At 62.2% G+C, this 24,573-nt stretch carries 21 protein-coding genes; 13 read left to right on the top strand and 8 right to left on the bottom strand.

The window, feature by feature from the left end; translation table 11 throughout:
• The 6 genes from ESZ53_RS04125 to ESZ53_RS04100 all read right to left on the bottom strand — a co-directional run bounded on the left by ESZ53_RS04125 (position 1) and on the right by ESZ53_RS04100 (position 7,391).
• Positions 1 to 1,740, bottom strand: coding sequence for an ABC transporter ATP-binding protein (locus ESZ53_RS04125; protein ID WP_129071670.1), 1,740 nt, complete (start codon positions 1,738 to 1,740; stop codon positions 1 to 3).
• On the bottom strand, positions 1,737 to 2,618 hold the full coding sequence (locus ESZ53_RS04120) for an ABC transporter permease (RefSeq protein ID WP_129071669.1): 882 nt from the start codon (positions 2,616 to 2,618) through the stop codon (positions 1,737 to 1,739). Before ESZ53_RS04120 ends, ESZ53_RS04125 begins: the two co-directional genes overlap by 4 nt.
• Complete coding sequence (locus ESZ53_RS04115) at positions 2,615 to 3,613, bottom strand: ABC transporter permease (protein ID WP_129071668.1); 999 nt, start codon at positions 3,611 to 3,613, stop codon at positions 2,615 to 2,617. Before ESZ53_RS04115 ends, ESZ53_RS04120 begins: the two co-directional genes overlap by 4 nt.
• 13 nt (positions 3,614 to 3,626) lie before the next feature.
• Complete coding sequence (locus ESZ53_RS04110) at positions 3,627 to 5,261, bottom strand: ABC transporter substrate-binding protein (RefSeq protein WP_129071667.1); 1,635 nt, start codon at positions 5,259 to 5,261, stop codon at positions 3,627 to 3,629.
• A gap of 190 nt (positions 5,262 to 5,451) precedes the next feature.
• Complete coding sequence (locus tag ESZ53_RS04105; protein ID WP_129071666.1) at positions 5,452 to 6,051, bottom strand: biotin transporter BioY; 600 nt, start codon at positions 6,049 to 6,051, stop codon at positions 5,452 to 5,454.
• 152 nt (positions 6,052 to 6,203) lie between these two features.
• A complete protein-coding gene (locus tag ESZ53_RS04100; protein ID WP_129071665.1) occupies positions 6,204 to 7,391 on the bottom strand; it encodes a TDT family transporter in 1,188 nt (395 codons plus the stop codon).
• A 158-nt stretch (positions 7,392 to 7,549) separates the two neighbouring features.
• On the opposite strand from ESZ53_RS04100, the gene ESZ53_RS04095 reads away from it, so the two are divergent.
• From ESZ53_RS04095 to ndk, 7 genes are all read left to right on the top strand, one after another.
• The gene (locus ESZ53_RS04095) at positions 7,550 to 8,803 is read left to right on the top strand and encodes a sodium:proton antiporter (RefSeq protein WP_129071664.1); all 1,254 of its coding nucleotides are present in this window, start codon (positions 7,550 to 7,552) and stop codon (positions 8,801 to 8,803) included.
• Between the two features lie 64 nt (positions 8,804 to 8,867).
• The gene (locus ESZ53_RS04090; protein WP_129071663.1) at positions 8,868 to 9,218 is read left to right on the top strand and encodes a GntR family transcriptional regulator; all 351 of its coding nucleotides are present in this window, start codon (positions 8,868 to 8,870) and stop codon (positions 9,216 to 9,218) included.
• Positions 9,215 to 10,219, top strand: coding sequence for a DUF1648 domain-containing protein (locus tag ESZ53_RS04085; protein WP_129071662.1), 1,005 nt, complete (start codon positions 9,215 to 9,217; stop codon positions 10,217 to 10,219). Before ESZ53_RS04090 ends, ESZ53_RS04085 begins: the two co-directional genes overlap by 4 nt.
• A gap of 248 nt (positions 10,220 to 10,467) precedes the next feature.
• The gene (gene ileS / locus ESZ53_RS04080; protein ID WP_129071661.1) at positions 10,468 to 13,758 is read left to right on the top strand and encodes an isoleucine--tRNA ligase; all 3,291 of its coding nucleotides are present in this window, start codon (positions 10,468 to 10,470) and stop codon (positions 13,756 to 13,758) included.
• Positions 13,751 to 15,283 carry a folylpolyglutamate synthase/dihydrofolate synthase family protein gene (locus tag ESZ53_RS04075; protein WP_210403833.1) on the top strand — a complete coding sequence of 511 codons (1,533 nt, stop codon included), beginning with the start codon at positions 13,751 to 13,753 and terminating at the stop codon, positions 15,281 to 15,283. The genes ileS and ESZ53_RS04075 overlap by 8 nt, the downstream gene beginning before the upstream one ends.
• Positions 15,280 to 15,681, top strand: a complete 402-nt coding sequence (locus ESZ53_RS04070) for a DUF4233 domain-containing protein (protein WP_129071660.1) — start codon at positions 15,280 to 15,282, stop codon at positions 15,679 to 15,681. The genes ESZ53_RS04075 and ESZ53_RS04070 overlap by 4 nt, the downstream gene beginning before the upstream one ends.
• Positions 15,678 to 16,094, top strand: a complete 417-nt coding sequence (ndk, locus tag ESZ53_RS04065) for a nucleoside-diphosphate kinase (protein WP_009772535.1) — start codon at positions 15,678 to 15,680, stop codon at positions 16,092 to 16,094. Before ESZ53_RS04070 ends, ndk begins: the two co-directional genes overlap by 4 nt.
• Before the next feature lie 115 nt (positions 16,095 to 16,209).
• Here the strand turns inward: ndk and ESZ53_RS04060 are convergent, their stop codons facing one another.
• Positions 16,210 to 16,809, bottom strand: a complete 600-nt coding sequence (locus ESZ53_RS04060; RefSeq protein ID WP_129071659.1) for a vitamin K epoxide reductase family protein — start codon at positions 16,807 to 16,809, stop codon at positions 16,210 to 16,212.
• A 329-nt stretch (positions 16,810 to 17,138) separates the two neighbouring features.
• Here ESZ53_RS04060 and ESZ53_RS04055 point away from each other — a divergent pair, with 329 nt between their 5' ends.
• The 4 genes from ESZ53_RS04055 to ESZ53_RS04040 are packed head-to-tail and all read left to right on the top strand — an operon-like array spanning position 17,139 to position 23,255.
• A complete protein-coding gene (locus tag ESZ53_RS04055; protein ID WP_129071658.1) occupies positions 17,139 to 20,036 on the top strand; it encodes an Rne/Rng family ribonuclease in 2,898 nt (965 codons plus the stop codon).
• A gap of 49 nt (positions 20,037 to 20,085) precedes the next feature.
• Entirely contained in the window at positions 20,086 to 21,132 is a 1,047-nt protein-coding gene (locus ESZ53_RS04050) for a permease (RefSeq protein ID WP_129071657.1), read from the top strand.
• Complete coding sequence (locus tag ESZ53_RS04045) at positions 21,122 to 21,871, top strand: TIGR03943 family protein (RefSeq protein WP_129071656.1); 750 nt, start codon at positions 21,122 to 21,124, stop codon at positions 21,869 to 21,871. Before ESZ53_RS04050 ends, ESZ53_RS04045 begins: the two co-directional genes overlap by 11 nt.
• On the top strand, positions 21,852 to 23,255 hold the full coding sequence (locus tag ESZ53_RS04040) for a hypothetical protein (RefSeq protein WP_246837377.1): 1,404 nt from the start codon (positions 21,852 to 21,854) through the stop codon (positions 23,253 to 23,255). Before ESZ53_RS04045 ends, ESZ53_RS04040 begins: the two co-directional genes overlap by 20 nt.
• On the opposite strand, the gene ESZ53_RS04035 is transcribed toward ESZ53_RS04040, so the two are convergent.
• Positions 23,252 to 23,524: a DUF4031 domain-containing protein gene (locus ESZ53_RS04035; protein ID WP_129071655.1), complete on the bottom strand. Its 273-nt coding sequence runs from the start codon at positions 23,522 to 23,524 to the stop codon at positions 23,252 to 23,254. The genes ESZ53_RS04040 and ESZ53_RS04035 overlap by 4 nt on opposite strands.
• A 314-nt stretch (positions 23,525 to 23,838) precedes the next feature.
• On the opposite strand from ESZ53_RS04035, the gene rplU reads away from it, so the two are divergent.
• Complete coding sequence (rplU, locus tag ESZ53_RS04030) at positions 23,839 to 24,147, top strand: 50S ribosomal protein L21 (protein ID WP_010202995.1); 309 nt, start codon at positions 23,839 to 23,841, stop codon at positions 24,145 to 24,147.
• Positions 24,148 to 24,178: 31 nt separating this feature from the next.
• Complete coding sequence (gene rpmA, locus ESZ53_RS04025) at positions 24,179 to 24,430, top strand: 50S ribosomal protein L27 (RefSeq protein WP_100388745.1); 252 nt, start codon at positions 24,179 to 24,181, stop codon at positions 24,428 to 24,430.
• Positions 24,431 to 24,573: the final 143 nt, after the last annotated feature.

The raw sequence follows: 24,573 nt of genomic DNA, 5'->3' as shown, positions 1-24,573 counted from the left end.
TCATCTCACTCGGGGAAGCGCCGAGAGTAGCGACTGAGTGTAGGGATCCCGAGGGTTCGTAAAGATTTCGTCTGTCTCGCCCGTCTCGACAATGCGCCCCTCGTTGATGACCGCCACCTGATCACTCATGTGGCGAATCACCCCGAGGTCGTGAGAGATGAAGAGATAACTCAGGTGAAGATGGCGCTGCAGCTCGTCGAGCAGATTGAGCACCCGAGCTTGAGTCGAGACATCCAATGACGACACCGGCTCGTCACACAGAATCGTCCGAGGCCCCGGGGCCAGAGCGCGCGCAATGGCCACCCGTTGGCGCTGACCGCCCGACAAGTGCAGCGGACGACGGTTCTTGAGCGACTGAGGCAAGCCCACGGCCTCGAGCAACTCAGCGGGTGTCGTTAGCGAACGGCCAGTAGCGGATGCCCGCACGCTGAGCGCATCGGTGAGGATGCGCTCGACGCTCAACCGGGGATCGAACGAGCTCAAGGCATCCTGGTAAATCGCGCCCAAAGTCGGACGAAGTGGGCGGCGCTCGCGGGCACTCAACGAACCCCACTCGGAGCCATTCAGCAGCACCTCGCCGCTATCGGCGGTCTCAAGCCCGAGGGCGATGCGCGCGATCGTGGTCTTGCCCGAGCCCGACTGTCCGACCAGGCCGAGTGTTGTGCCGGCGGCGAGAGTGAGGGAAACGTTGTCAAGGGCTTGGATAGCGCTGCCGTGTGGCGTCGGATAGCGACGAGAGACGGAGCGGAGTTCGAGAGCCGGGGGGCTTGCGGGGGCGGCGCTCGCGGCGGCGTCCGCGAGGTTCGCTGGAGTTGTGCTGGCTACCGCGCGATCGACTGGTGCCGTGACCGCAGTCTGCCCGGACGAATTGTCGGTAAGAGGCTTGGCATCGCGGTCGGCTTGGGGCACGGCATCCGCATCCGTATCGGCAGGCAACGTCAACGGAACGCCGCGCGGAACATCCACCGGGATAGCAGCAAGCAACTGCTGGGTTGGCAATTCCGAGGGTGCGCGCAGAACGGCGTTTGTCTCGCCCGTCTCCACAATGCGGCCTTCGCTCATGACCGCCACGCGATCGGCCACCCTCGAGACAACAGCCAAATCGTGAGTGATGAGGATCAGGGCGGTCCCGTCATTGCGCAGCGATGACAGCAGCTCGAGCACGCGCGCCTGCACCGTGACATCGAGAGCGGTCGTGGGTTCGTCGGCGATGATCAGGGCGGGGCCGGCGGCGATCCCGGCGGCGATGAGCGCGCGTTGGCGCAGTCCGCCCGAGAGCTCGCCCGAGCGTTGGCGGGCTCGCAGCGCCGGGTCCGGGATGCCCACGGCATCCAACAGCTCAAGCACGCGGGCTTGACGCTCACGCTGGCTCAGCGTGGTGTGCAATCGCAGCACATCATCGATCTCGCGGCCGACCGGGCGCAGCGGGTCGAGCGACACGAGCGCATCCTGCAACACCAGCCCGATGGATGCTCCGCGAATGCTGCGCCACCGTCGAGCACCGGGTGCCGGAAGGCTTTCTCCCGCCAGACTCAACTCGCTGAAGCTCACGTGGGCTCCGGCGGGCGCAAGCCCGAGCAGGGAACGCGCCGTGACGCTCTTGCCCGATCCCGACTCGCCGACGATCGCGAGGCACTCGCCGGCAGCGACGTCGAAGCTCACGCTATCGACGGCGGGGCGGGCGGCGCGGTCGAAGTGCACGCTGAGGTTGCTCGCGCGCAGCAGCGGGGTGGCGGTCATCCGCGGGCCTCCTGACGGGTGCGAGCGTTGAGGGCGCGACCGAGCACCGTGAATGATGCTGCGGTGGCAACGATGGCAAGGCCCGGGAAAACCGTGAGCCACCACGCGACGTCGATGTAGGTGCGGCCGCTGGAGAGCATTGCGCCCCATTCGGCGGCGGGCGGGGCGACGCCGAGCCCGAGGAACCCGAGCGAGGAGGCCCAGACAATCGCTTGGCCGACGCCGAGGGTGCCGAGCACGAAGATGGGGGAGAGCGCGCCGGGCAGAATGTGCTGCCACACGATGCGCGCCCGCGAATGCCCGAGCACGGTCGCGGCTTCCACGTAGCTGGCGCTGCGCACGCTGCGCAATTGGCTGCGGATGATACGGGCATAGCCGGGCGCGGTCGACAGGCCCACTGCGACTGTTGAAGTGACCACGCCGGGGCCGGCAATCGCGATGAACACGAGCGCCAGCAGCAGGCCGGGGAGTGCGAACATGACCTCGACGATGCGCGTGCTCACGAAGTCGCCGAGTCTGCTGCCGAGGCCACCGAGCAGGCCCAGAATGAGCGCGAGGGCGAGCCCGACCGCGGTCGCGGCGATTCCGATGAGCAGGGAGTTTCCGGCTCCGAAAACGACACGGGTGTAGACATCGCGACCGGACTCGTCGGTGCCGAAGAAGTGGGCAGCCGATGGTGATTGGAAGGCATCGGCAGGGGCCACGGCATCCGGGTCAGCGGTCGTGATGAGCTGCGGCGCCAGAGCGGCCGTCAGAATCAAAGCAAGAACCGCAAGAGCAATTACGACGCCCGTGTGGCGCAGCCATCCGCGGCGACCCCGGATGCCGCCAGCGCGCCCCGTAGGCTGCGAGAGCCGGCCAGCCAAGATTTCGGTCATCGTGCCGCCACCTCCGTCACGCGCGGATCGACGATGCGATCGACGGCGTCCGTCGCGATCGTCACGAGAATGAAGGTCAGTGCAGAAAGAAGCGCGACCGCGGTCACGACGGGGATGTCGCGAATGGTGACAGCATTGAGGAGCGTTCGGCCGAGGCCGGGTCGCGCAAAGATCGTTTCGACGACCACGGCACCGCTCAGGAGCGAGCCAAAAGCCCAGCCGGACAGTGAAATGCCGGGCAGGGCAGCGTGACGCAGCACGTGACGCAGTCGCACGCCCCATTCGCTCTCGCCGCGAGCCCGCGCAGACAGCACAAAGGGCTGCTCGTAGGCATTCGCTAGCGACTCGCGCATCACCTGACCGAGGAAGCCGGTGAGAGGGAGCGCCAGAGTGAGCACGGGCAAGACGAGGCCGAGCGGGCCGGGCACGCTAATCGGCGGCAGCCAGTGCAGCGTGTTGCTCAGCAGAATGATGAGTAGCGATGCCAACCAAAAATGCGGAACGGCCGCCGCCAGCAGTTCGAGCCCGGAGCCCAACGCGCGTGCAACGCGACCGCGACCACTCGTGGCCAGGGTGAGGGCAAGAGCGCCCAGCCAGGCCACGACAAGAGCAGCAATCGTGAGCACGAGCGTCGACCAGAGTTGCGTCAGCACGTAGGGAGCCACCGCCACCTTGAGCGCATAGGAGTTGCCGAAGTCAGCGACGGCTAGCTTGCCCATCGCTAGAAAATACTGAACGATCAGCGGCTGATCGAGGCCATAGTCGGCGCGAATCTGGGCCACCGCTTCGGCGGAGGCTTGCGAACCCGGGCCGCCCAGAATTGCATCGACCGGATCGCCCGGTATCAACCGCAGCGCAAAGAAAATGACCGTTGCGACAGCCCATAGAACAAAAACTCCACCGCCCACCCGGCGCGCGATCCACCCCAGCGATCGCAATCGCGTCGCTGGGGTAGAGACACTCGCTGGTGCAGCAGCGTCAGTCGAAACCGTCACAGAGGGCGTTTCTTTAGTTACTCAACCACGCATCGTAGAACGTCGGCGCGGCGACCGGCGGCAGAGCCCGGAAGCCCTCGACGCTCGTGCTGTACAGGTAGTGGTTCTGCTGGTCGTACAGAGGCAGAACATAGAAACCATCGACAATGATTGACTGGGCCTCGGCATACAGTTCTTGGCGTTCAGCGGCATCCGAGGTCTCGCTGGCGGTAGTCAAAATCTCATCGAGAACAGGATCGCTCAGCTGGGCGAGGTTCGCGTAGTATCCGCTCGGCGCCGGAATGATCGAGTCAGAGTGGTACAGGATACGCAGCACGTCAGCGCCGACCTTCGTATACGGAGCGCTCACGAGGTTGTACTCGTTCGTAAACAGAGCGCCATACCAGGACGACAAATCTGTCGGCTGCAGGATGACCTCGAAGCCCGCGTCTTTCGCGGAAGCCTGAATCTGCTCAAAGAGTGACTGCTCGGCCGGGATTGACTGGTTCGTGCTGATGGGGAAGGTGAGGCTCAGGCGCTCGCCGTCTTTCGTGCGGTAGCCGTCGGCGTCGATCGTGTTCCAGCCGGCGTCGTCGAGCAGCGTCTTGGCCGCCTCCGGGTCAGTGGAGAACACGTCGGGGGTCGAGATGCCCGCAGGCTCGACGCTCGAGAGCACAGAGTACGAACGTTCGGCTGTACCGAAGAAGAGGCTGTCGATACCGGGGTTCACATCCACCGACCGGATGAAGGCTTCACGAACGCGGACATCGTCAAACGGCTCCTTGCCCGAGTTCAGCTCGATGCGGTTGGCGGCGCCGGGCCGCGGTGCATCGAGTTCTTCGATGGTGGCCACGTCGGCGGCGGACGAGATGTTGTTGGGCTGCGCGTTGTCGATCACGTCGACATCGCCCGACTGGAGAGCCGCGTAGCGAGTGGCGGCATCCGGAATGAAGCGCCACTCGATGGCGTCGAGACGGGCCGCACCGCTGTGCTCGGCGTCAGCCGGTGCCGAGTTGTAGGCGTCGTTGCGCTCAAGAGAGATCGATTGCTGCTTGACCCACTCGGTGACGACGAACGGGCCGGTGCCCACGGGGCTCTCGCAGTTGGCTGCTTGGTCGCGCTCGAGGGCGGTGGGGGATTGGATGCTCACCCATGGTTGCGAAAACGACTCGAGCAGAGCGCTGTCGGGGGTCGACAGGGTGAAACGTACCTGGTCGGCGGCGACGGCTTCGATGCCGTCGATCTTGCCCACAGCGAGGTAGCCGGTTGAGGAAGCGGTGTCGGGATCCTTTAAGTGTTCGATGTTTGCCTTCACGGCGTCAGCATCAAACGGAGTGCCGTCGGTGAAGCTCACGTCATCGCGCAGGGTGAAGTCCCACGTGAGACCGTCGGCGCTTTCGGTCCAGTCGGTGGCGAGCCACGGGATGATCTCGCCGTCGCTATTCTTCGAGACGAGCGATTCAAGATACTGAGTGCTGATGAGTCCCTGCGGGTAGTTTCCCCCAACGTGCGGATCGAGGCAGTCGGGCTCCGCGTCACCGGTGGCATACACGAGAGTGCCGCCGTTGACGGGATCGGCAGCCGGTTCGGCGGTTGCCGTGCAGCCGGCAAGCAGGGCGGCGCTTGCGGTAACAACGAGGGGAAGCAGGAGAAGGCGACGCACGCTCAACGAGTGTCCTTTGTGTGGGGATGGCTTGTGGCCGGAAGGGGAGCTGAGCGCGGCGAGGGGGATGCTCGGAGGAGGCAATTGCTTCTTTGTTGAACTCAGTACATAAACTCTAACATGACAAAAAACCGGGCCGGTGTGCCTAAGCACAACCGACCCGGTGAGTGAAGCTACAAGACGCTGAGAGCGCGCCCTAGTCCTGCTTGCGTGAGAACTTGGTGGCGATCTTCCACGTGGTGGGGATCACGGCTGCGGCGATGCCGGCCTTGATGAGTCCACCGATGATGAAGGGGTAGAGGCCCCAGGCCAGAACCTGCTCGAGGGTTCCGCCGGTCACGAGGGCGAGCCACGTGAGGCCGAATGCGAAGGTGACGACGGTGCCGCCGACGAACGAGAGCGCAGCGCCGAGGAACTTCTTGTCCCAGTCGCGCTGAGCGAGCCAGCCGGTGAAGGCAGCGGCGAAGATGAAACCGACGATGTAGCCACCGGTGGTGCCCGCGAGAACGTTAAGCCCAGAGGATGCTTCGCTGAAGACGGGGAGCCCCACCAGGCCGAGCAGTGCGTACAGCGCCATCGAGATCGCACCACGCGTGGCACCGAGCGAAGCACCGACAAGGAGCACAGCAAGCGTCTGGCCCGTGATCGGTACGGGGTACAGCGGCACAACAACTTGGGCCATCACAGCAGTCAAAGCGGCGCCGGCGGCAACGAGCGTGATGTCAGTGGCGAGGCTACGAGAAAAGACGGTGTCGGCGAGCGTGGGCCGGCCGAGGGTCAAAGTGAGAGTCGACACGCGACGCTCCTTTCCTTTGTCTGCGAACTGTGAAGAGCCCTGCCTGAATAGGCGGGTGCCTGAATAACCCTAGTCATAGTTCGCGGCGAGCTGTGTGCGCCTCGTGCTAATAAACGCGCTCAGATTTGTGGGATGCGCAACAATCGCAGTTCTCACACGCCGGGAGCGACTGGTGTTGCGGGCACGGCTGGCTCGACCACGGCGTTCCCATCGCTCACTGCGGGCGGCGCCAAGAACAGGGTGCCGCGGATGACGCTTCCGGCAAAGGTGCGCAATGCAACGAGCATCCACGCCCCGACCAACGCCACGAAGCTGACAAGAGCCATCGCTGTCAGCACAACGGACCCGGTCGCCGCGGCGAGCGCACTCAACGCGACCACCATGTTGCCCACCGGGAAGGTGAATGACCACCACGTGAGGCTGAACGGTAAACCGCGGCGGGCAGTATGAATGGTCATAGTGAGCGCAAGAGCTGTCCAGAGCAACGCGAATCCGAGCATCGGAACGCCGTAGATGAACCCGAATATGCGGAGCGCTTCGGCGAGTTCTGCCGCCACGGCGAACGGAGCAACTGCTCCCAGCACGATGACTGCGGTGATTGACTGCCCGAGCGGGCCGAGCACAATCCACAGGGTCGGTACCGCTGCGGCGTTGCCGATGTTGTGGCGAGCCAGTCGTCCCCAAATCAATGGCAGAATCACCGCGGTGGCCATCATGCTGAGCCCGAACATTGCGTAACAGGCGAGCAGCATCGTTAAGCGCGCCTCGCCCGCGGGTAAGAACGGGATCAACGGTGCACCGGCGGCTGCCGAAACCAGCGGGGGAACGACGGGCATGATCCAGCCTCCGAATGCCGACTGGTCGGTGACCGACGACGACGTGAAGGTCAAGAACGGAACAATCACGGCGGTGGCGAGACCCAGCACAGTGCCGATCGACCACAGCACAAGCGCGACGGTGAGCGCAGCATCCGCCCCCATGATGTCAGGGCCGAACAGCAACGCACCCGCCCCGATAGTGAGAATCGCCAGCGGTGGAGCACCGTAGAAATGCACCATTGCCGGATGCCGGTGGTACGAAAGTGCGACCTCACGGTGGGCGATCCAGTGCGCTGCGCTCGCGGCGATCAACCCGAAGAGCAATACGGTCGCGATCACCCACACGGTAGTCGCAAACACGTGCAGTTGCGGAGCGATGAGCGGAAGGGCCGCCGCCGCATTCGCGACGATGCCCGTGCCCATCACAGAGGCGAACCAGTTCGGGCTGATGTTTGAGATGACGAGGCGGGGGCTGCTGAGGTCGCGCACAAGGAGGCGGCGGCGAGGGGTCTGGCTGCTCATGAGTCGTTTCTAAAAGTCGGAGGCGCGACGGGTTCGGCCCACCGGTGCAACCGCGGGTATTCGTGCCGCATTCCCGTAACCTTGAGCCACCCCGGTGCTGCGCGGCAGTAGTGCACGGCTACGGGGCATGCCGCGCCTCGTTCTGCAGTGGAGGAACCATGACCGAACTCGTGATCGTTGCCCTCGTGGTGTTCGCCTTCGCGATGGTGTCGCGCAAATTGGCGCTGTCTCCCGTGACCGCGCCGATGGTCTTTACGACAGCGGGCATCCTGTTGGGCGTCGTCGGGGCTCAGTGGTTTCAGCTCGACCTCAAAAGCGAGGTCGTCTCGATCCTCGTGGAGGCCACCCTTGTGTTGGTGCTCTTTACGGATGCTGTGCGCATCGACCTTCGAGCGTTGCGCAAGCAGATCTTTCTTCCCCTGCGCTTGTTAGGTATCGGGCTTCCGCTCACCATCGCGCTCGGAGCAGTCGCCGCCTGGGCCCTGTTCGGTGAGCTGACTTTTATCGAGGCTGCCCTCATTGCCGCGATTCTGGCTCCGACGGATGCGGCCCTCGGTCAAGCGGTCGTCAGCGACAAACGGTTGCCGGTGCGCATTCGGCAGGCCCTCAACGTAGAGAGCGGACTCAACGACGGAATCATGGTTCCGGTCGTTACGGTTTTTCTAGCAATTGCGGCGACCGAAACGGGAGCGGCAGCGGGGCAGAGCTGGGGGCTCTTCGCTGCACAGCAAATTGGCTTCGGAATAATCTTCGGCGCGCTCGTCGGCCTACTGGGCGGGTGGCTGCTGAGTCGCGCGTCGAGCGCGGGATTCGTGGACGGTATTTACCGCCAGTTGGCCACCATCGCTATCGCGGTCGCAGCCTATGCGAGTGCGGGGGCGCTCGGCGGCAATGGTTTCATCGCGGCCTTTGTGGCGGGTCTTGCCTTCAGCGAGGTTGCTCGCGACCACTGCGAGGATGTTCAGGACTTCACGGAAGACGAGGGCGAGCTGCTGAGCTCGATCACGTTCCTCGTGTTCGGCGCAGTGCTCGCAGCGCCCATCCTCACCTCGCTCACGTGGCAGATCGCCCTCTACGTGGTGCTCTCGTTGACGGTGGTGCGCATGGTGCCGGTTCTTCTGGCGATGGCGTGGTCGGGAACCCGCTTCGAGACCCGGCTTTTCATCGGCTGGTTCGGGCCGCGCGGGCTTGCCTCTATTCTGTTCGCTCTCTTGGTGTTCGATGAACTGAGTGGTTCTGTCGCTGACACCGTGTTCTCTGTTGCGGTGTGGACGATCCTCGTCAGCGTCTTCGCTCATGGGGCCACGGCAAGCCCGTGGACTGCTCGATTGGCACGCCGTCTCAGTTCGGCTCCAGCATCCGCCCCCGAACTGAAGCACGTGCAAGAAATGCCCGCCCGTCGCCGCTTCTGATGCGGTGCGAAGACACGCTAAAGCCCACTTGTGCTAGTCCAACTAGAACAACTATGGTGGGATCATGTTAGTTCGAGTCGATCCCGCGTCAGAGACGCCGCTCTTCGAGCAACTCGCGGCGAGCATCCGCCAATCAGTCATCGAAAAGTCGGTCACGGCGGGGGAGAGGCTCCCCAGTGCTCGTGAACTAGCCGGCTCGCTCGGCGTCAACATGCACACCGTGCTGCGGGCGTACCAAGAGCTGCGCGACGAAGGCTTCATCGAACTCCGTCGAGGTCGCGGCGCGATCGTCGCGGCCACCGCTCACAGTTACGACTCCCTGGCCGTCGGCATCGCCGCGATCGTGGCCGAAGCCCGCACCCAGAACATTTCCGTAGCTGCACTGACCGCCCTCATCCGAGTGGAATACAAATGACCCTTCCTGCCGAGAACGTTGCGCCCCAACTCACGCGCAACCGCCGCCTCATCATCGTGATCGGAGTCGTCTTCCCGCTATTGATCACGATGGCCGCGGCTTTTGTGATGGCGCTGTGGGTCCCCGAGCTGCCGAACCCCGTCGCCTCGCACTGGGGAACTTCCGGGCCCGATGGCTACTCCACCGTCGGGAGCGTTATCGCGCTTCCGCTGCTGTTGACACTCGTCTTCGCTGCGCTCGCCGCCTTCGCGAGTTGGAAGGGCGGGCCTCAGGGCGGCATGCTCTGGGTGCACAAGATCATGGTGGCGACCTCTGTATTCATGTCCCTTTCGCTCAGCATCATCGCGGCAGGTTCTCTCGCCGTTCAGCGCGGGCTCGACAATGCCGAGAACGCTCCGGACATTGGCGGGATCGCGCTCGCCGCCTTCCCGATCGCCTTGGTTGTCGCGGGCTTGGCCTGGCTCATGCTGCCGCCGTCGGAGCAGATCACGTCGACGTCGGTCACCGCCAAGCCGCTCGAAGGCGCTACTACGCAGCGCGTTCACTTCTCCAGCGGCACGCGGGTCGGGGCTGGAGTCGTCGTGATCGTCACAGTCGCGCTTGTGGCCCTCGGAGTCGCCCTCGGAGTGCAAGCGGTCAGCAATCCCGCTGAACTGCTGCTGCCAGCAGTCATCGGCCTCGTCGTGATGGCGCTCGCCGTCAGCACACTCTCGTGGCGCGTCACCATTGATCACCGCGGGCTTCGGGTTCGTTCCGCCTTCGGCTTTCCCCGCGCATCTATCGCTCCTGACCAGATCGCCTCCGTCGGCGTTGTCGAGGTGAATCCGATTGGGGAGTTCGGCGGCTACGGGTGGCGGTGGGCTCCGGGCGGTCGCAGCGGAATCGTGCTCGCCGCGGGCGAAGCCCTCGAGGTGACACGAACGAACGGCAAGCAGTTCATCGTCACCATGCACGATGCTCAACGTGCCGCGGAAGCGCTCGCTACCGTCGCCAAAAAATAGCGCTCAGCGGTCAGCTAACTCGCGTATCATTGCTGCTACACGCTATGAACCGGCTATCACCGGGGAGCGTTCGGAAGAAATCGTCTCAATCCTTGCCTTGGCAGGGGAGCGGGCGGCGGTAGAACCGAACGGGTAAGCCCGTTACAGCGATTTGAGTGGTGTGCTTCCGGGCGCATAAGCGGGGTGGTACCGCGGCTGAGAGGTCGTCCTCGTGCAGATTATTCGCACCTACGTACCACTGGAGCCTCATGTCGTATCCCCGCCACAGCTCAGACGATTCCGTCGCGCCGTCACCGAAGTTTCCGGCGATCGAAGAGCAAGTGCTCTCGTACTGGAAGTCCGACGACACTTTTCAGGCATCCATCGACCAGCGTGAAGGCGCCGACGAGTGGGTCTTCTACGACGGCCCTCCCTTTGCCAACGGCCTCCCGCACTACGGTCACCTGCTGACCGGGTACGCGAAAGATCTCTTCCCGCGCTTCCAAACCATGCGCGGCAAGCAAGTGCACCGCCGCTTCGGCTGGGACACTCACGGCTTGCCCGCTGAGCTTGAGGCGATGCGCCAGCTCGGCATCACCGAGAAGAGCCAGATCGAAGAGATGGGCATCGACAAGTTCAATGCTGCCGCTCGCGAATCGGTCCTCAAGTACACCGGTGAGTGGCAGGAGTACGTCACGCGTATGGCGCGCTGGGTTGACTTCGAGAACGACTACAAGACACTTGACGTCAACTTCATGGAGAGCGTCATCTGGGCGTTCAAGCAACTGCACGAGAAGAACCTCGCGTACGAAGGTTTCCGCGTTCTGCCCTACTGCTGGAACGATGAGACTCCGCTCTCTAATCACGAACTTCGCATGGATGACGACGTCTACAAGATGCGTCAAGACCAGACCGTTACGGTGACCTTCCCGCTTGACGGCGTGAAGGCCGAGAGCCTCGGCCTCACCGGCGTAAAGGCTCTCGCCTGGACGACCACTCCATGGACGCTTCCCACCAACCTCGCGCTCGCTGTCGGTCCCGACATCGATTACGCGGTGCTGCCGTCGGGCCCGCTCGGTGCCGGCGATGGCTCTGAAGAGGGCGCGGCGCAGTTCATGCTCGCTGGCGACACTGTTGCCGCCTATGCGAAGGAACTCGGGTACGAGACCGCAGAAGAAGCGCTCGCTGCGGTGACGCGCACCATCAAGGGCGCCGAACTCGACGGTGTTCGTTACGACCGCCTCTGGGACTTTTATGCGGATGCCGAAACGTACGGCACCGAAAACGCGTGGCAGTTCTTGGTTGCCGACTACGTCGCTACCGGCGAAGGTACCGGCATCGTGCACCAGGCGCCCGCCTACGGTGAAGATGACCAGAACGTCTGTGCCGCTGCGGGCATCCCTGTCGTGATCTCGGTCGACGACGGCGGCAAGTTCTTGCCCTCGGTGCCGCCCGTTGAAGGCATGCAGGTGTTCGATGCCAACAAGCCGCTCACGAAGCTGCTGCGCGAAGAAGGCCGCCTGCTCAAGGTCGCCAGCTACGAGCACTCCTACCCGCACTGCTGGCGCTGCCGCAATCCGCTGATCTACAAGGCTGTCTCAAGCTGGTTCGTGAAGGTTCCCGAGTTCCGCGACCGCATGAGCGAGCTCAACCAGGAAATCAACTGGGTTCCCGAAAACGTCAAGGAAGGCCAGTTCGGCAAGTGGGTGGGCAATGCCCGCGACTGGTCGATCAGCCGCAACCGCTACTGGGGTTCGCCCATCCCGATCTGGAAGAGCGACAACCCCGATTTCCCGCGTGTGGATGTCTACGGCTCGCTGGCCGAGATCCAAGCTGACTTTGGCCGTTTGCCCCTCAATCACGATGGCGAGCCCGACCTGCACCGCCCGTTCATCGATGAGCTGACGCGCCCGAACCCCGACGACCCGAGTGGTCAGTCCACGATGCGCCGCATCGAAGATGTTCTTGACGTCTGGTTCGATTCGGGCTCGATGCCGTTCGCGCAGGTTCACTACCCGTTCGAGAACCAGGAGTGGTTCGATAGCCACAGCCCGGCTGACTTCATCGTGGAGTACATCGGTCAGACTCGCGGTTGGTTCTACACCCTCCACACGCTCTCGACGGCGCTGTTTGACCGCCCGGCGTTCTCGAACGTCATCAGTCACGGCATTGTGCTCGGTAACGATGGCCAAAAGATGTCGAAGAGCCTGCGCAACTACCCGGATGTCTCCGAGGTCTTCGAGCGCGATGGTGCCGACGCGATGCGCTGGTTCCTCATGTCGAGCTCGGTCATCCGCGGCGGCAACCTCATGGTCACCGAAGAGGGCATCCGCGATGGTGTTCGGCAGATGCTGCTCCCGCTGTGGAGCACGTATTACTTCTTCACCCTGTATGCCAATGCGGCCGATAACTACGAAGCGAAGTGGCGCACCGACTCCAAGAACGTTCTTGACCGGTACTTGCTCGCCAAAACGCGCGAGCTGATTGAGGATGTCACGGCTGAGCTCGAGGCTCTCGATAGCCCGATGGCCGCGGCCAAGCTCCGCGACTTCGCCGACGTGCTGACCAACTGGTATGTGCGTCGCAGCCGCGACCGCTTCTGGAGCGGCGATGACACGGATGCCTTCGACACGCTCTTCACGGTGCTCGAGACGGTCGCCCGCGTTGCTGCCCCGCTGCTCCCACTCGTCGCCGAAGAGATGTGGCGCGGGCTCACCAACGGCCGCAGCGTGCACCTCACTGACTGGCCCGACGCCGCAGCCTTCCCCGCCGACCACGACTTGGTCGCGTCGATGGACCGCGTTCGCGAAATCGCGTCCAGCGGGCTTGCTCTGCGCAAGGCTCGCAGCCTGCGCGTGCGCCTGCCGCTGGCCTCGCTCACCGTCGTTAGCGCCGTGCCGTCGGCTCTCGCTCCGTTCAGCGACATCCTGCGCGACGAACTCAACGTTAAGGCCGTCAAGTTCGAACTCCTCGAAGAAGGATCACTCGACAGCTTCGGCATCACCAAAAAGCTCACGGTCAACGCTCGTGCCCTCGGCCCGCGCGTCGGCAAGCAAGTGCAGCAAGTCATCAAGGAGGCCAAGGCCGGCAACTGGGAAACCACCGCCGAGGGCGTCTCCGTTAATGGCATGCCGCTCGAAGTCGGCGAGTACGAACTTCAGATGGAAGCCGCCGACGAATCCAGCGCCATCGCGTTCCTCTCCGATGGTGGCTTCGTCATCATCGATACCCAGCTCACTCCGGAGCTGTCGGCCGAAGGACTCGCTCGCGACGTCATCCGCGCCATTCAGGATGCCCGCAAGGCCGCCGGCTTCGATGTCAGCGACCGCATCGCCCTCACGATTGGTGCGCTCGACGCCGCAGATCACGAAGCGATTGGGTTCCACAGCGCGATGATCGCGGCAGAAACGCTTGCAGCGGAATCCGTTGTTCAGGCCTTCGCGAACGAACTCGAAGAGGGCACACTAGAGGTGCACCGCACGCAACTGGCGGCAGGAAAATACGCCAACATCGGCGCGCTGGTGATCGATATCACCAAGATGGGAACGACCAATGTCTGACCGCGATGACGAACTCGGCAACGACGGCCAATTCGATGAAAATGGCGACCCCATTGAGGTGGAGCTGACCGACGAAGAGCGCGCTGAGCTTGGCCCGGAGCATCCTCTCGCCGACCTGAGCCCCTTCGCCGACGGGTTCGAAGGCACCAACATCGACGACGACTCCGATTTCGAGCTCGAAGACTCCGAATACCAGACGGATGCCGAGAACGTCTTCGAAGAATTGCTTGCCCGTGTGGGGGAGCAGGCGCCTCAGCCGCGGCTCGAAGCCACTCGTCGTGCCGTGGAGCTCATCGGAGACCCGCAGCGCACCTACCCCGTGATTCACATCACGGGTACGAACGGCAAGACGAGCACGAGCCGCATTACCGAGAGCATTTTGCGCGCTTACGGGCTGCGCACCGGGCTCATGACGAGTCCGCACCTGGTGCGCGTCAACGAGCGCATTGTGATCGACGGCCGCCCCATTTCTAACCGCGCGTTGGCCGAGAACTGGGCCGACATCCGCCCGTTCCTGCTGATGGTCGATGCCGAGTTGCTTGCCAAAGGTGAAGAGGCTCTGACCTACTTCGAGGCGCTCACGGTGCTCGCTTTCGCGAGCTTCGCCGAGGCCCCTGTTGATGTCGCCATTCTTGAGGTTGGGATGGGCGGCGAGTGGGATTCCACGAATGTCGCCGACGGCCAGGTTGCGGTGTTCAGCCCGATCGCGCTCGACCACACTCACCGTTTGGGTTCCACAATTTCTGAGATCGCTCGCACGAAGGCGGGAATCATCAAGCCTGCTGCCGCGATCGTCTCGGCGATTCAGACTGCGGATGCTCAAATCGAACTTGAGCGTGCTGCCGATCTCACCGAGTCCACGATGAGCGTAGAAGGCGATGCCTTCGAGCTCGTGAGCAGTGACGTTGCTGTCGGCGGCCAGTTGATTACCGTTCGCGGCATCGCAGGCACGTACTCCGATCTCTTCATGCCGCTGTTTGGCGAGTTCCAGGGTCACAACGCGGCTCTCGCCATTGCCGCCGTCGAGTCGTTCTTGGGCGCGGGCTCGCAAGCGCTCGTGCACGACGTTCTTGCGGAAGGCCTCGCGACGGTAACGTCCCCCGGTCGTCTTCAGGTGATTGGCGCCGAGCCGACGGTCATCGTGGATGCCGCGCACAACCCTCACGGTGCTGCCGCGCTGGCCGCTGCGCTCAAGGAGTACTTCACTTTCGAAGACATCGCCTTCGTGATCGCCGTGCTCGACGATAAGGATGCCGCCGGAATCGTCGGAGCCCTTGCGCCGATCGCCAACCGCTTCTACGTCACAACGTCAGAGTCCGAGCGAGCCATCAACCCTGAGGAACTCGTCGAGGTCGTGCGAACGTTCACCGACGAGACTACCGACTTCGACACTTTCGCCGAAGCTATGGAGCTTGCCCGCAGCTGGGCCGCAGAGAACGAACGTCGTGCGGTCGTGGTGACGGGCTCGATCACCCTCGTTGGCGAAGCACTGGCGATGGCGAAGGCGGAAGGCTGGAAGCCGTGAGCGCGCAGCCCAAAGTTCGCCGCAAGCGCTCAGTAACCGAACTGCTCCTGAGCATCGTGCTGGTGCTCGACGCGACGTTAATTTTCTTTGTCGCTCTCACCGCATTCGGGCTGAAGGCGCTAGGGCCGGCCCCGGCGTTTATCGGCGGAGCGATCGCGATTGTCATATTCGTGGCTCTCGGCCGCATGCTGCACCGCCCCGGCGCGATGGCGGTCGGCTGGGTGCTGCAGGCGGGACTCGTCGCGCTTGGCTTCATCCTCACTCCCATGTTTGTTGTGGGAGCCGGCTTCGCAGCGATCTGGGTTTTCTGCTTCGTCAAGGGGCAGCAAATCGATCGCGCAAAAGCCGAAATTCTTAGTACCCAGTCCATGACCACCCCTTCTGAGGAGACACAATGAACATCGAAGAGACCCTTGTACTGATCAAGCCTGACGGCGTTGCTCGCAACCTGACCGGCGAAATCCTTCGCCGCATCGAGGCGAAGGGCTATCAGCTCGTTGACGTGCGTCTCGTGCAGGCGGATGTCGACCTGCTGTCGCAGCATTACGCCGAGCACGAAGGCAAGCCGTTCTACGAGCCGCTGCTCGACTTTATGCAGTCGGGCCCGACGGTCGCGCTGCGCATCGCGGGCAACCGTGCGATCGAGGGATTCCGTTCGCTCGCCGGTACCACCGATCCCACCACGGCAGCGCCCGGAACCATCCGTGGCGACCTCGGCCGCGACTGGGGCCTCGCTGTCCAGCAGAACCTCGTTCACGGTAGCGACTCGCCCGAGTCGGCAGCGCGCGAACTTGCTCTCTGGTTCGCCTAAAGCGATCATGCGCGAGAGCGAATAGACCGCTCCGCGCATCACAACGGCGAGAGTCTGACCCAGGTCAGGCTCTCGCCGTTGTCGCGTTAACGAGCGCCGCCCGTAAGGGAGTGCCTTACAGATACGCCAGTACGTCGAGTCGTACCTGAGCGACGGCCGCAATGATGATGTACCCAACGATCGCGATCACTGGTACCCAGCTGTAGGAGGCCTTCGCCGCTTTGCGCAGGCCCTTGGGGGCAGGGATCGCTCCGTCTTTGAGGTTGCGCAGGGTTACTGCCCAGAACAGCGGAATCACGACTGACCAGACGGTCATGCACCAGATGCAGAGCGTGCCGAGGTTGAAAATACTTTGATATGCCAGCCAGAGAATAAACCCGAAGGCACCGGCGATCCCTACATTGAAAGCGATCCAGAACCAGCGGTTGAAGCGCGCCCCGGCCAGAATCGCGGCCCCGACGACGACGGGTGCCATGAACGCGATGAGCCCGATAATGGGGTTAGGGAAACCGAGCACGGCGCCCTGTTCCGACCCCAGATTGGCCGCGCACTGCACGACGATGCTGAAATCGCAGCTGAGATCGACTCCAGGATTCTCTATGGCTTGGATCTTCTCGATCATCAGTTCGAACGATGCCCAGAGACCAATCACGCCAGCAAAAATCATGAAAATGGCGAGGGCGATGGGTCTGTTGCGAACCCCGGAAGCAGTCATGGGGCGATTATCGCACGCGCGCCCGGCTCACTTTCTGAGAATGCGTGCGATAATGAAACGTAGTTATTCCGAGCCGCGCTCGAAGTAACACCAAGAAGTCTTCCCGGGCATAGCAACCGGACCAGTTGCGTAACGCTAGTTACGTGAGTCGAATAGCCAGTTTCGAAGTGCTGTGAGAGAGCACAACTGCAACGCGAGCCACGGGCCCGTTGCAGGACCTGAAGAATTAGTAGCGGTTTCTGAGCCATAGGTTTGGCGGGGGAATAGCGCACGAGAGAGTACCCGGTAGGTGGCGCGGTCGCCTACGCAGGGCTAGGAGTACACCAGCAATGGTGAATGAAAGCGATAAGTCCAAAGAAGTTCCGAAGAAGAAGGGCCTGTTCGGCCGTATTCTTCCTTCATCGAAGGCAGCGGCATCAAAGCCTGTGGCGCAGACGCCTCAGGTTGAAGCGCCTGCCCCCGCCGCGGAGGCACCTGCCGCCGCGACGCCGCCGAAGGTCGAGCCTGAAGCTCCTGCCGTAACGCGCGAGCCTCGTGTAGCCAAGTCAACGCAGCGTCCCGCCGCGAAGACTGCTAGCCAGCACTTGGGTCTCGAAGTTCCGGATGCCGTTACCGGCATGAAGGCGGATGCTGCGGCAGCCGACTCGTCAGCCGGCCCCGCAGCCACGGACGACAATAAGTCTGACTCTCAAGCGCCTGCTCGTTCGCGTACGCGCAAAAGCACGACGCCCAAGAAAACAGCGGACGCTTCCCAGGCCGTCAAGGCGCCTACCGCTGCGTTGACTCCCACATCGACAACGTCGCTGCTCTTTCAAGCTCCCGACCTTCCCGATCTTCCGGAGCGCGCACCTCGTTCGCGCAACGACAATGGCGACGATCGCAACCGCGACAACCGCGACAACCGCGACAACCGGGACAACCGCGACAACCGGGACAACCGCGACAACCGGGACAGCCGTGATGGCCGTGACGACCGCGACAACGACAACGGCAACGGCGACGAAGCAGGTAACGTTCGTCGTCGCTCACGTCGTCGTTCTGGCGAAGACGCTCGCCCCGGTGACGAGTCCCCGAACACGGTCGTTCGTGTGCGCCAGCCGCGCAAGCAGGCTGAGCCGAGCAACGAGCCGACACGCGTCAAGGGGTCAACGCGCCTCGAGGCCAAGAAGCAGCGCCGCCGTGATGGCCGCGATGCTGGTCGTCGTCGTCCCGTCGTCACCGAAAGCGAGTTCCTCGCGCGCCGTGAAAGCGTTGACCGCGTCATGGTGGTCCGCTCGAAGTTTGACCGCATCCAGATCGGTGTTCTCGAAGACGGCGTCTTGGTCGAGCACTACGTGGCGAAGGCCCAAGATGCGAGCCTCATCGGCAACGTCTACCTCGGTCGCGTTCAGAACGTTCTTCCCAGCATGGAAGCTGCCTTCGTCGACATCGGGCGTGGCCGCAACGCTGTGCTGTACTCCGGAGAAGTTGACTGGGATGCTGCTGCCGAGAACTCTGCCGACGGCAAGCCGCAGGCCCGTCGTATCGAGCTCGCGCTCAAGCCCGGCGACCGCGTGCTCGTTCAGGTCACGAAAGACCCGGTCGGTCACAAGGGAGCTCGACTCACGAGCCAGGTTTCCTTGCCAGGGCGCTACCTCGTTTACGTTCCCAATGGCTCGATGAGCGGCATCAGTCGCAAGCTGCCCGACACCGAGCGTTCGCGTCTCAAGAAGATCCTCAAGGGTGTTCTGCCAGATAACGTCGGCGTAATCGTGCGCACCGCCGCTGAGGGCGCGACTGAAGAACAGCTCACGCTCGATGTGAACCGTTTGACCAACCAGTGGGCTGACATCAGCGCACAGGTCGACAACACTCAGAACCAGGGCCCGGCGCTACTGCACTCCGAGCCCGATCTTTTGATCAAGATCATCCGTGACGTTTTCAACGAAGACTTCCACAAGCTCGTTATCGAGGGCGACGATGCTCGTAAGACCATCGAGGGCTATGTGCGTTCGGTAGCACCTGACCTGCTCGACCGTCTTCAGTCTCACGAGAGCACAGTTGACTCCTTCGAGGAGTACCGAGTTTCAGAACAGATCGAGAAGGCTCTTGACCGCAAGGTCTGGCTGCCCTCGGGCGGTTCGCTCGTGATCGACCGCACCGAAGCTATGACCGTGGTCGACGTGAACACCGGCAAGTTTGTCGGCTCGGGCGGAAACCTTGAAGAGACCGTCACGAAGAACAACGTCGAAGCGGCTGAAGAGATCGTTCGCCAGCTGCGTTTGCGCGATATTGGTGGAATCATCGTCGTCGACTTCATCGACATGGTGTTGGAGTCGAACCGTGACCTCGTGTTGCGTCGCCTCGTCGAATGCTTGAGTCGAGACCGCACGAAGCACCAGGTTGCAGAAGTTACCTCGCTCGGCCTCGTGCAAATGACGCGTAAGAAGCTCGGCCTCGGCCTGCTCGAAACGTTCAGCGAGAACTGTGAAGTGTGTGCCGGTCGCGGTGTCGTCGTTCATCACGACCCCGTATCGAAGCACCGTTCGCAGCCGACGCAGAACGAGCAGTCCGGTGGCGGTCGTCGCGGTCGCAACCGCGGCGGAAACAACAACTCCGGTGGATCCAACAGCAACGGCTCCGGCAACTCCGGCTCCAACGGTGGCGGTAACGGTAACGGCAACGGCAACGGCAACGGCAACGGTGGATCGAACGCTCAACAGTCCAACGGTTCCGCTAAGGCAGCGACAGCTCCGGCAGCGGGTGCCAGCAACGGTACGCACGCGATCACCGAAGACGTTCGTAACGCCCTCGCTCGCGTCGCAGCCAGCACCGTTGTTCCCGTAGTGGAGAACGGCTCGGATGCTCCGGCTGTCGACACTGCTGCGAACACCGCAACTGCCGCCGCAGACGCCACGTCTACAGCGGCTCCTGAGCCCAAGAAGTCTCGTCGCAGCAAAGGCGGGCGGCAGTCGAATAAGTCATCGTCGCCGTCACAGGAAGTAGCGGAGCCAGCAGTCGCTGCACCCGCCGCTGACGAGCCTGCGGTAGCAATTCTTGACATCCCGATCACGAAGTCTGAGAAGGCAGCTCCCACGATCAGCACGCAGGATGCGGAGCAGATTCTGGGCTCCGTTCTTGAGGCTCTTCCCGAGCCCAAGCAACCCGGCCACGGTCGTGCTCGCGGGTCGCGTCGTGCCAGCAGCCAAGGCAAAACCGTCAACGCAACTCCCAGCGACGATAAGTAGTTCTCAACGGCTCGGCACCTGTGGAGCTTCGAGTTTGTAAGGTTATTTCGTGACAACAACTTTGCCAGCGAGTGTCGATGATCATCACCATCACGATCATCGACCTCGCCGCTCTCGAAAACGCTGGTTGTGGCTCGCAATCGGCACGTTGGGCGTCGCCGCAATTCTCGGGCTTCGGGCTTTCACCGGTGGGCAGGATTCCATTGGGGTTCCGGGGCTAACTGCTGACCTCGTCACGCTCGCCACGAGCGTCATTATTGAGTCATTGCCCTTTGTCGTGCTCGGCGTTGTTTTGTCGATCGTGGTGCAAGCCTGGCTTCCGGATGACTTGCTCATGCGGTATTTGCCGAACACTCCGGTGCTCCGTCGTGCGGTGATCTCGCTGTTCGGCATTGCGTTGCCGGTGTGCGAGTGCGGCAACGTTCCGCTCGCCAGAGGACTCGTGATGAAGGGGTTCTCTGTCCCCGAGTCAATGACGTTTTTGTTGGCAGCCCCGATCATCAACCCGATCACTATCCTCACCACCCATCAGGCCTTCGGATTCGATGACGGCATTCTTGTCGGCCGCATCTTGGGCGGGTTGGCGATTGCCAATATCGTCGGCTGGCTCTTCAGCCTTCACCCGCAACCCAACTCCTTACTAGAGGGGCGCTTTGCGGCTCAGTGTGCTGCAGGCTCTCACGGCCACAGCCAGTCGCGGTACGAGAAGAGTCTCGACATCTTCATGCGCGAGTCGAGCGTCTTGATGCCGGCAGTCTTCATCGGTTCGCTCATCGCTGGCGCCATTCAAGTTGCGGTTCCTCGGGACGTCTTAGTCTCGCTCGGTAGCAATCCGCTGTGGTCGATCCTGGCGATGATGCTGTTAGCGTTCGTGATCTCCGTGTGTTCCAGCGTGGATGCATTCTTTATCTTGCCGTTTGCGAGTACTTTCATGCCCGGCTCTATCGTCACGTTCCTCGTATTTGGTCCGATCATCGATATTAAGATGCTGGCGATCATGCGTACAACATTCACCGCGAAGGTGCTTCTGCAACTATCCCTCGTGGTCGCGCTCATGAGTGCGTTGATTGGATTGGTGATCAACTATGTTGCCTAGTCTTCGGCGCTGGTGGGGCGTCATCCTGATTCTGGTGGCGGTCTGTGCCACAGTCTGGCTCGCTGCAACTCAACAGCTCGTTCTCTACATCCACCCCCGCTATGTGGTTTTCACAGTGATCATGGCGGTCATTGCGCTTGTCATTGGTGTTCTCAGCGTGGCGGTACGCCCGGCGGACACCGAGGGCACGGCGCCGCGTCGAGGGTGGTCCCGTGTTGTTGGCGCGCTGGCGCTCGTGCTTTCCGGCGCCATGGCGCTCACTCTCGTTCTCCTTCCTCCGACGACCCTGTCGAGTGCTACGGCCAGCCAGCGCGACATCGTGGGCTCCACGGTGGGAAGCGACAGCCAGAATGCGGATGAGGTCGAGAACGCCGACGACGAACTGATCGCGAGTTTTACTGTTGTCGATTGGGCTTCGTTGCTTCGTCAAACGAGTGACCCCAGCTTTTACGCCAACAAGAAGGCCGATGTTGTCGGTTTCATCACGCCAAGCGAAGATGACCCGTCCAATATTTTCTACGTCTCCCGGTTCACCGTGACGTGTTGTGCCGTAGATGCGCAGCCGGCTGGTGTGGCGGTGTACGCCCCCGATTGGCAGAATGATTTCGAAGTCGATGCGTGGATAGAGGTCGTGGGTTCGTTCGAGATCAACCCGAGTTCGCGAAGCGATCTCCCGCTTGTTTTAGTTCCCGAGAAAATGAGTGCAGTGGAGCGGCCCAGTGAGCCATATCTCTATTAGCGCGCCGCCACCGGAGGCAGCGAACAGCATGCGTTCGTTCCGTCGCACGTTCGCGTGGACGGTAGCCGCCCTCGTAGTGCTCTCCGCGATCTTTCTGGCTTTGGGTTACCTTCAGGGGCCCAAATTGTCCAGTGCCCAGGTCGACGGGGATGCCGTCGTCGAGTCGTCAGATCAAACCTTGCGTCTGTTCGCGAATCAGGCAATCGCTGAAATCGATCCGGATGCTGTCACTGTTGCGCCTGCCGTCGACGCCACGGCATCGAGCGAGGGTGACCTCATTTCGGTGCAGTTCGCTCAGGCGCTCGACTACAACACCGAATACACCGTGAGCGTCGAAGGGGTCACCACGGCATCGGGCGGCCCGGAATCCACCTTCAACTACTCCTTCACCACCGGGGAGCCCGACCTTTATTATCTCGATCGGGGCGAGCCGAACGACGAGATTATTCGCACGGGCCTCACGTCTCAAGATCGCACTGTGGTGTTCGCTGGCGCGGGTATCCAAGAATTTGTTCCGGTGGGCGATGTCGTTGCGTTTACAACCGCGGCGGCCGATCGCACGGGCACTCTCACGCTGGCGAACCCCGATACGGGGATTACTGAGCAAGTGTTGTTGCCTGAAATCGGTGAGGTGGCTGATTTAGACTCCACACGCTCAGGCTCGCTCTTGGGGTTCACTATCTCAAGTACAGACCCCGGGCCCATCCCTACGATCTCGCACACGCTGTATACGGTCGACCTCGATCGAGGCCGCGATGTTGTGCCCGTTCTCGACTTGGACGGTGAGCCCATGCGGGTCACGGGGTGGCAGTTCGTTCCTGGAACAACCGCGATCGTGGCTGTCACGACGGAAAGCACTCTTGTCAGGGTTGACACCGTCACCGGCCTCATTGTTCCCCTTGGCGGCTACTTCAACTTCGATCGTGTGTCCGCAGACGGATCTACTGCGATTGTCAGCGACACCACGGGCAGCGCTGCCGTGACCCTCTCCGACGGCACGGACGTGCGTCTGCAGCCGTCACCCATTGGTGACGAGCAACCATTCATCGGGCAGACCGACGCCAATGCGGCGGGAGACCTCGTGGCAAAGATGGTCCTGGTGGGGGAGTCGGGTGCTTCGTTCAGCAGCGTGCTCGCGTTCGACGATGGCGACGAGTCCCGCATTCTGTATAAGACGGTTGACGACAAAGGTGCCATCCTTGATTTTCGCGTGTCGCCCAACAATCAGTTTGTGGCGGTGGAGGTTCAGCCGAACGTCTCCACGCTTGACACCGATGGCTATGTGATGAGCCCCAGCCCACGGAGCGTGACGACCTATGTTGTCGACATCGCTACTGGGGCAGTGACGCGCAGTGTAGAGGGGTTTAGCGCTATCTGGCGCTAGGACTGAGGACGATCTTTCTGCGCTACACGTAGGCCGCTGGCCTGCAGCCTGAGCACGAACTCTCGCACCCCTACGGGTTCGGCGCCGAGCGCCACGAGGTCGCTCCACAGGCGGGCAGGCACGTCGTAGTGGTCGAGATCGAACCCTCGGCGGGGGATGCCGGCGCGTTCCGCGAACGCGTGCAGTTCGGCGAGAGAAGTGTCACTCACGATGTGTGCCCAGACCGTATCGTGGGCTGGCCAAATGGGCTGGTCAATCAACACGGTCATGGCTTGAGCCTAATTGACGGCCAACCCGCAGGCGGAGGTTTTGACCCAGTGGCCGTTCGCGGCGTACTATTGAACCCGCTGCACCCGAGTTGTGGTTCCGATCTCCGAGATCGTGACCAATGTTGGTGTACACGTTCTCGTTTTCGTCGAGTCAAGGTTTGATTGATTCAGTCGAAAGCTACCGCAGCGTGTCGTTTGACCGGGAGTGCCCACGTCGAGTATCGTTGATCCTTGGCGTGTGCTGGGCAAAGCCCGCAGAGATCGCCACAAGCTTCAGTAGTTCTAGCTATTCAATCGTTAAGTAAGGGTCAAAAGTGGTTTACGCAGTTGTGCGCGCCGGTGGGCGGCAGGAGAAGGTAGAGGTCGGCACGATTGTCGTTCTCGACCGCATCGCAGCCGACAAGAACGGCAATGTTGAGCTCGCTCCAGTTCTGTTCGTTGACGGCGACAAGATCACTCACGACGCTTCGGCGCTCGAGAAGATCAAGGTCGTTGCCGAGGTATTGAACGACGAGCGCGGTCCCAAGATCGTTATCCAGAAGTTCAAGAACAAGACCGGCTACAAAGTTCGCCAGGGTCACCGTCAAGAACTCACCCGCATCAAGATCACCAGCATCAAGTAACTGCTGACGGACGTAAAGGACTTCTAGACAGATGGCACATAAAAAGGGCGCAAGCTCCACCCGTAACGGTCGTGACTCCAACGCGCAGCGCCTCGGCGTAAAGCGCTTCGGCGGCCAAGAGGTTCTCGCCGGCGAAATCATCGTTCGCCAGCGTGGCACCCACTTCCACCCCGGCGTCAACGTCGGCCGTGGCGGCGACGACACCCTGTTCGCTCTCGCAGCGGGCGCGGTTCAGTTCGGTGCAAAGGGCGGCCGCAAGGTCGTCAACATCGTTTCCGCGTAACTTTCCGCGGCATAAACTCCGCGTCGTCTGCATGCAGGTGGCGTAAAAGCGAAGAGCGAGCTTCGGCTCGCTCTCGCCATTTAAGACGGCAGGATTCGGCCGTCTAAAATGACAGCAGCATATTTTCAGTAGCTCACGAGAAC

The sequence above is a fragment of the Salinibacterium sp. UTAS2018 genome, from assembly GCF_004118935.1.
Taxonomy (GTDB): Bacteria; Actinomycetota; Actinomycetes; order Actinomycetales; family Microbacteriaceae; genus Rhodoglobus.
Note: the sequence above shows the minus strand (reverse complement) of the source record. Positions and strands in the feature narration are given on the sequence as shown.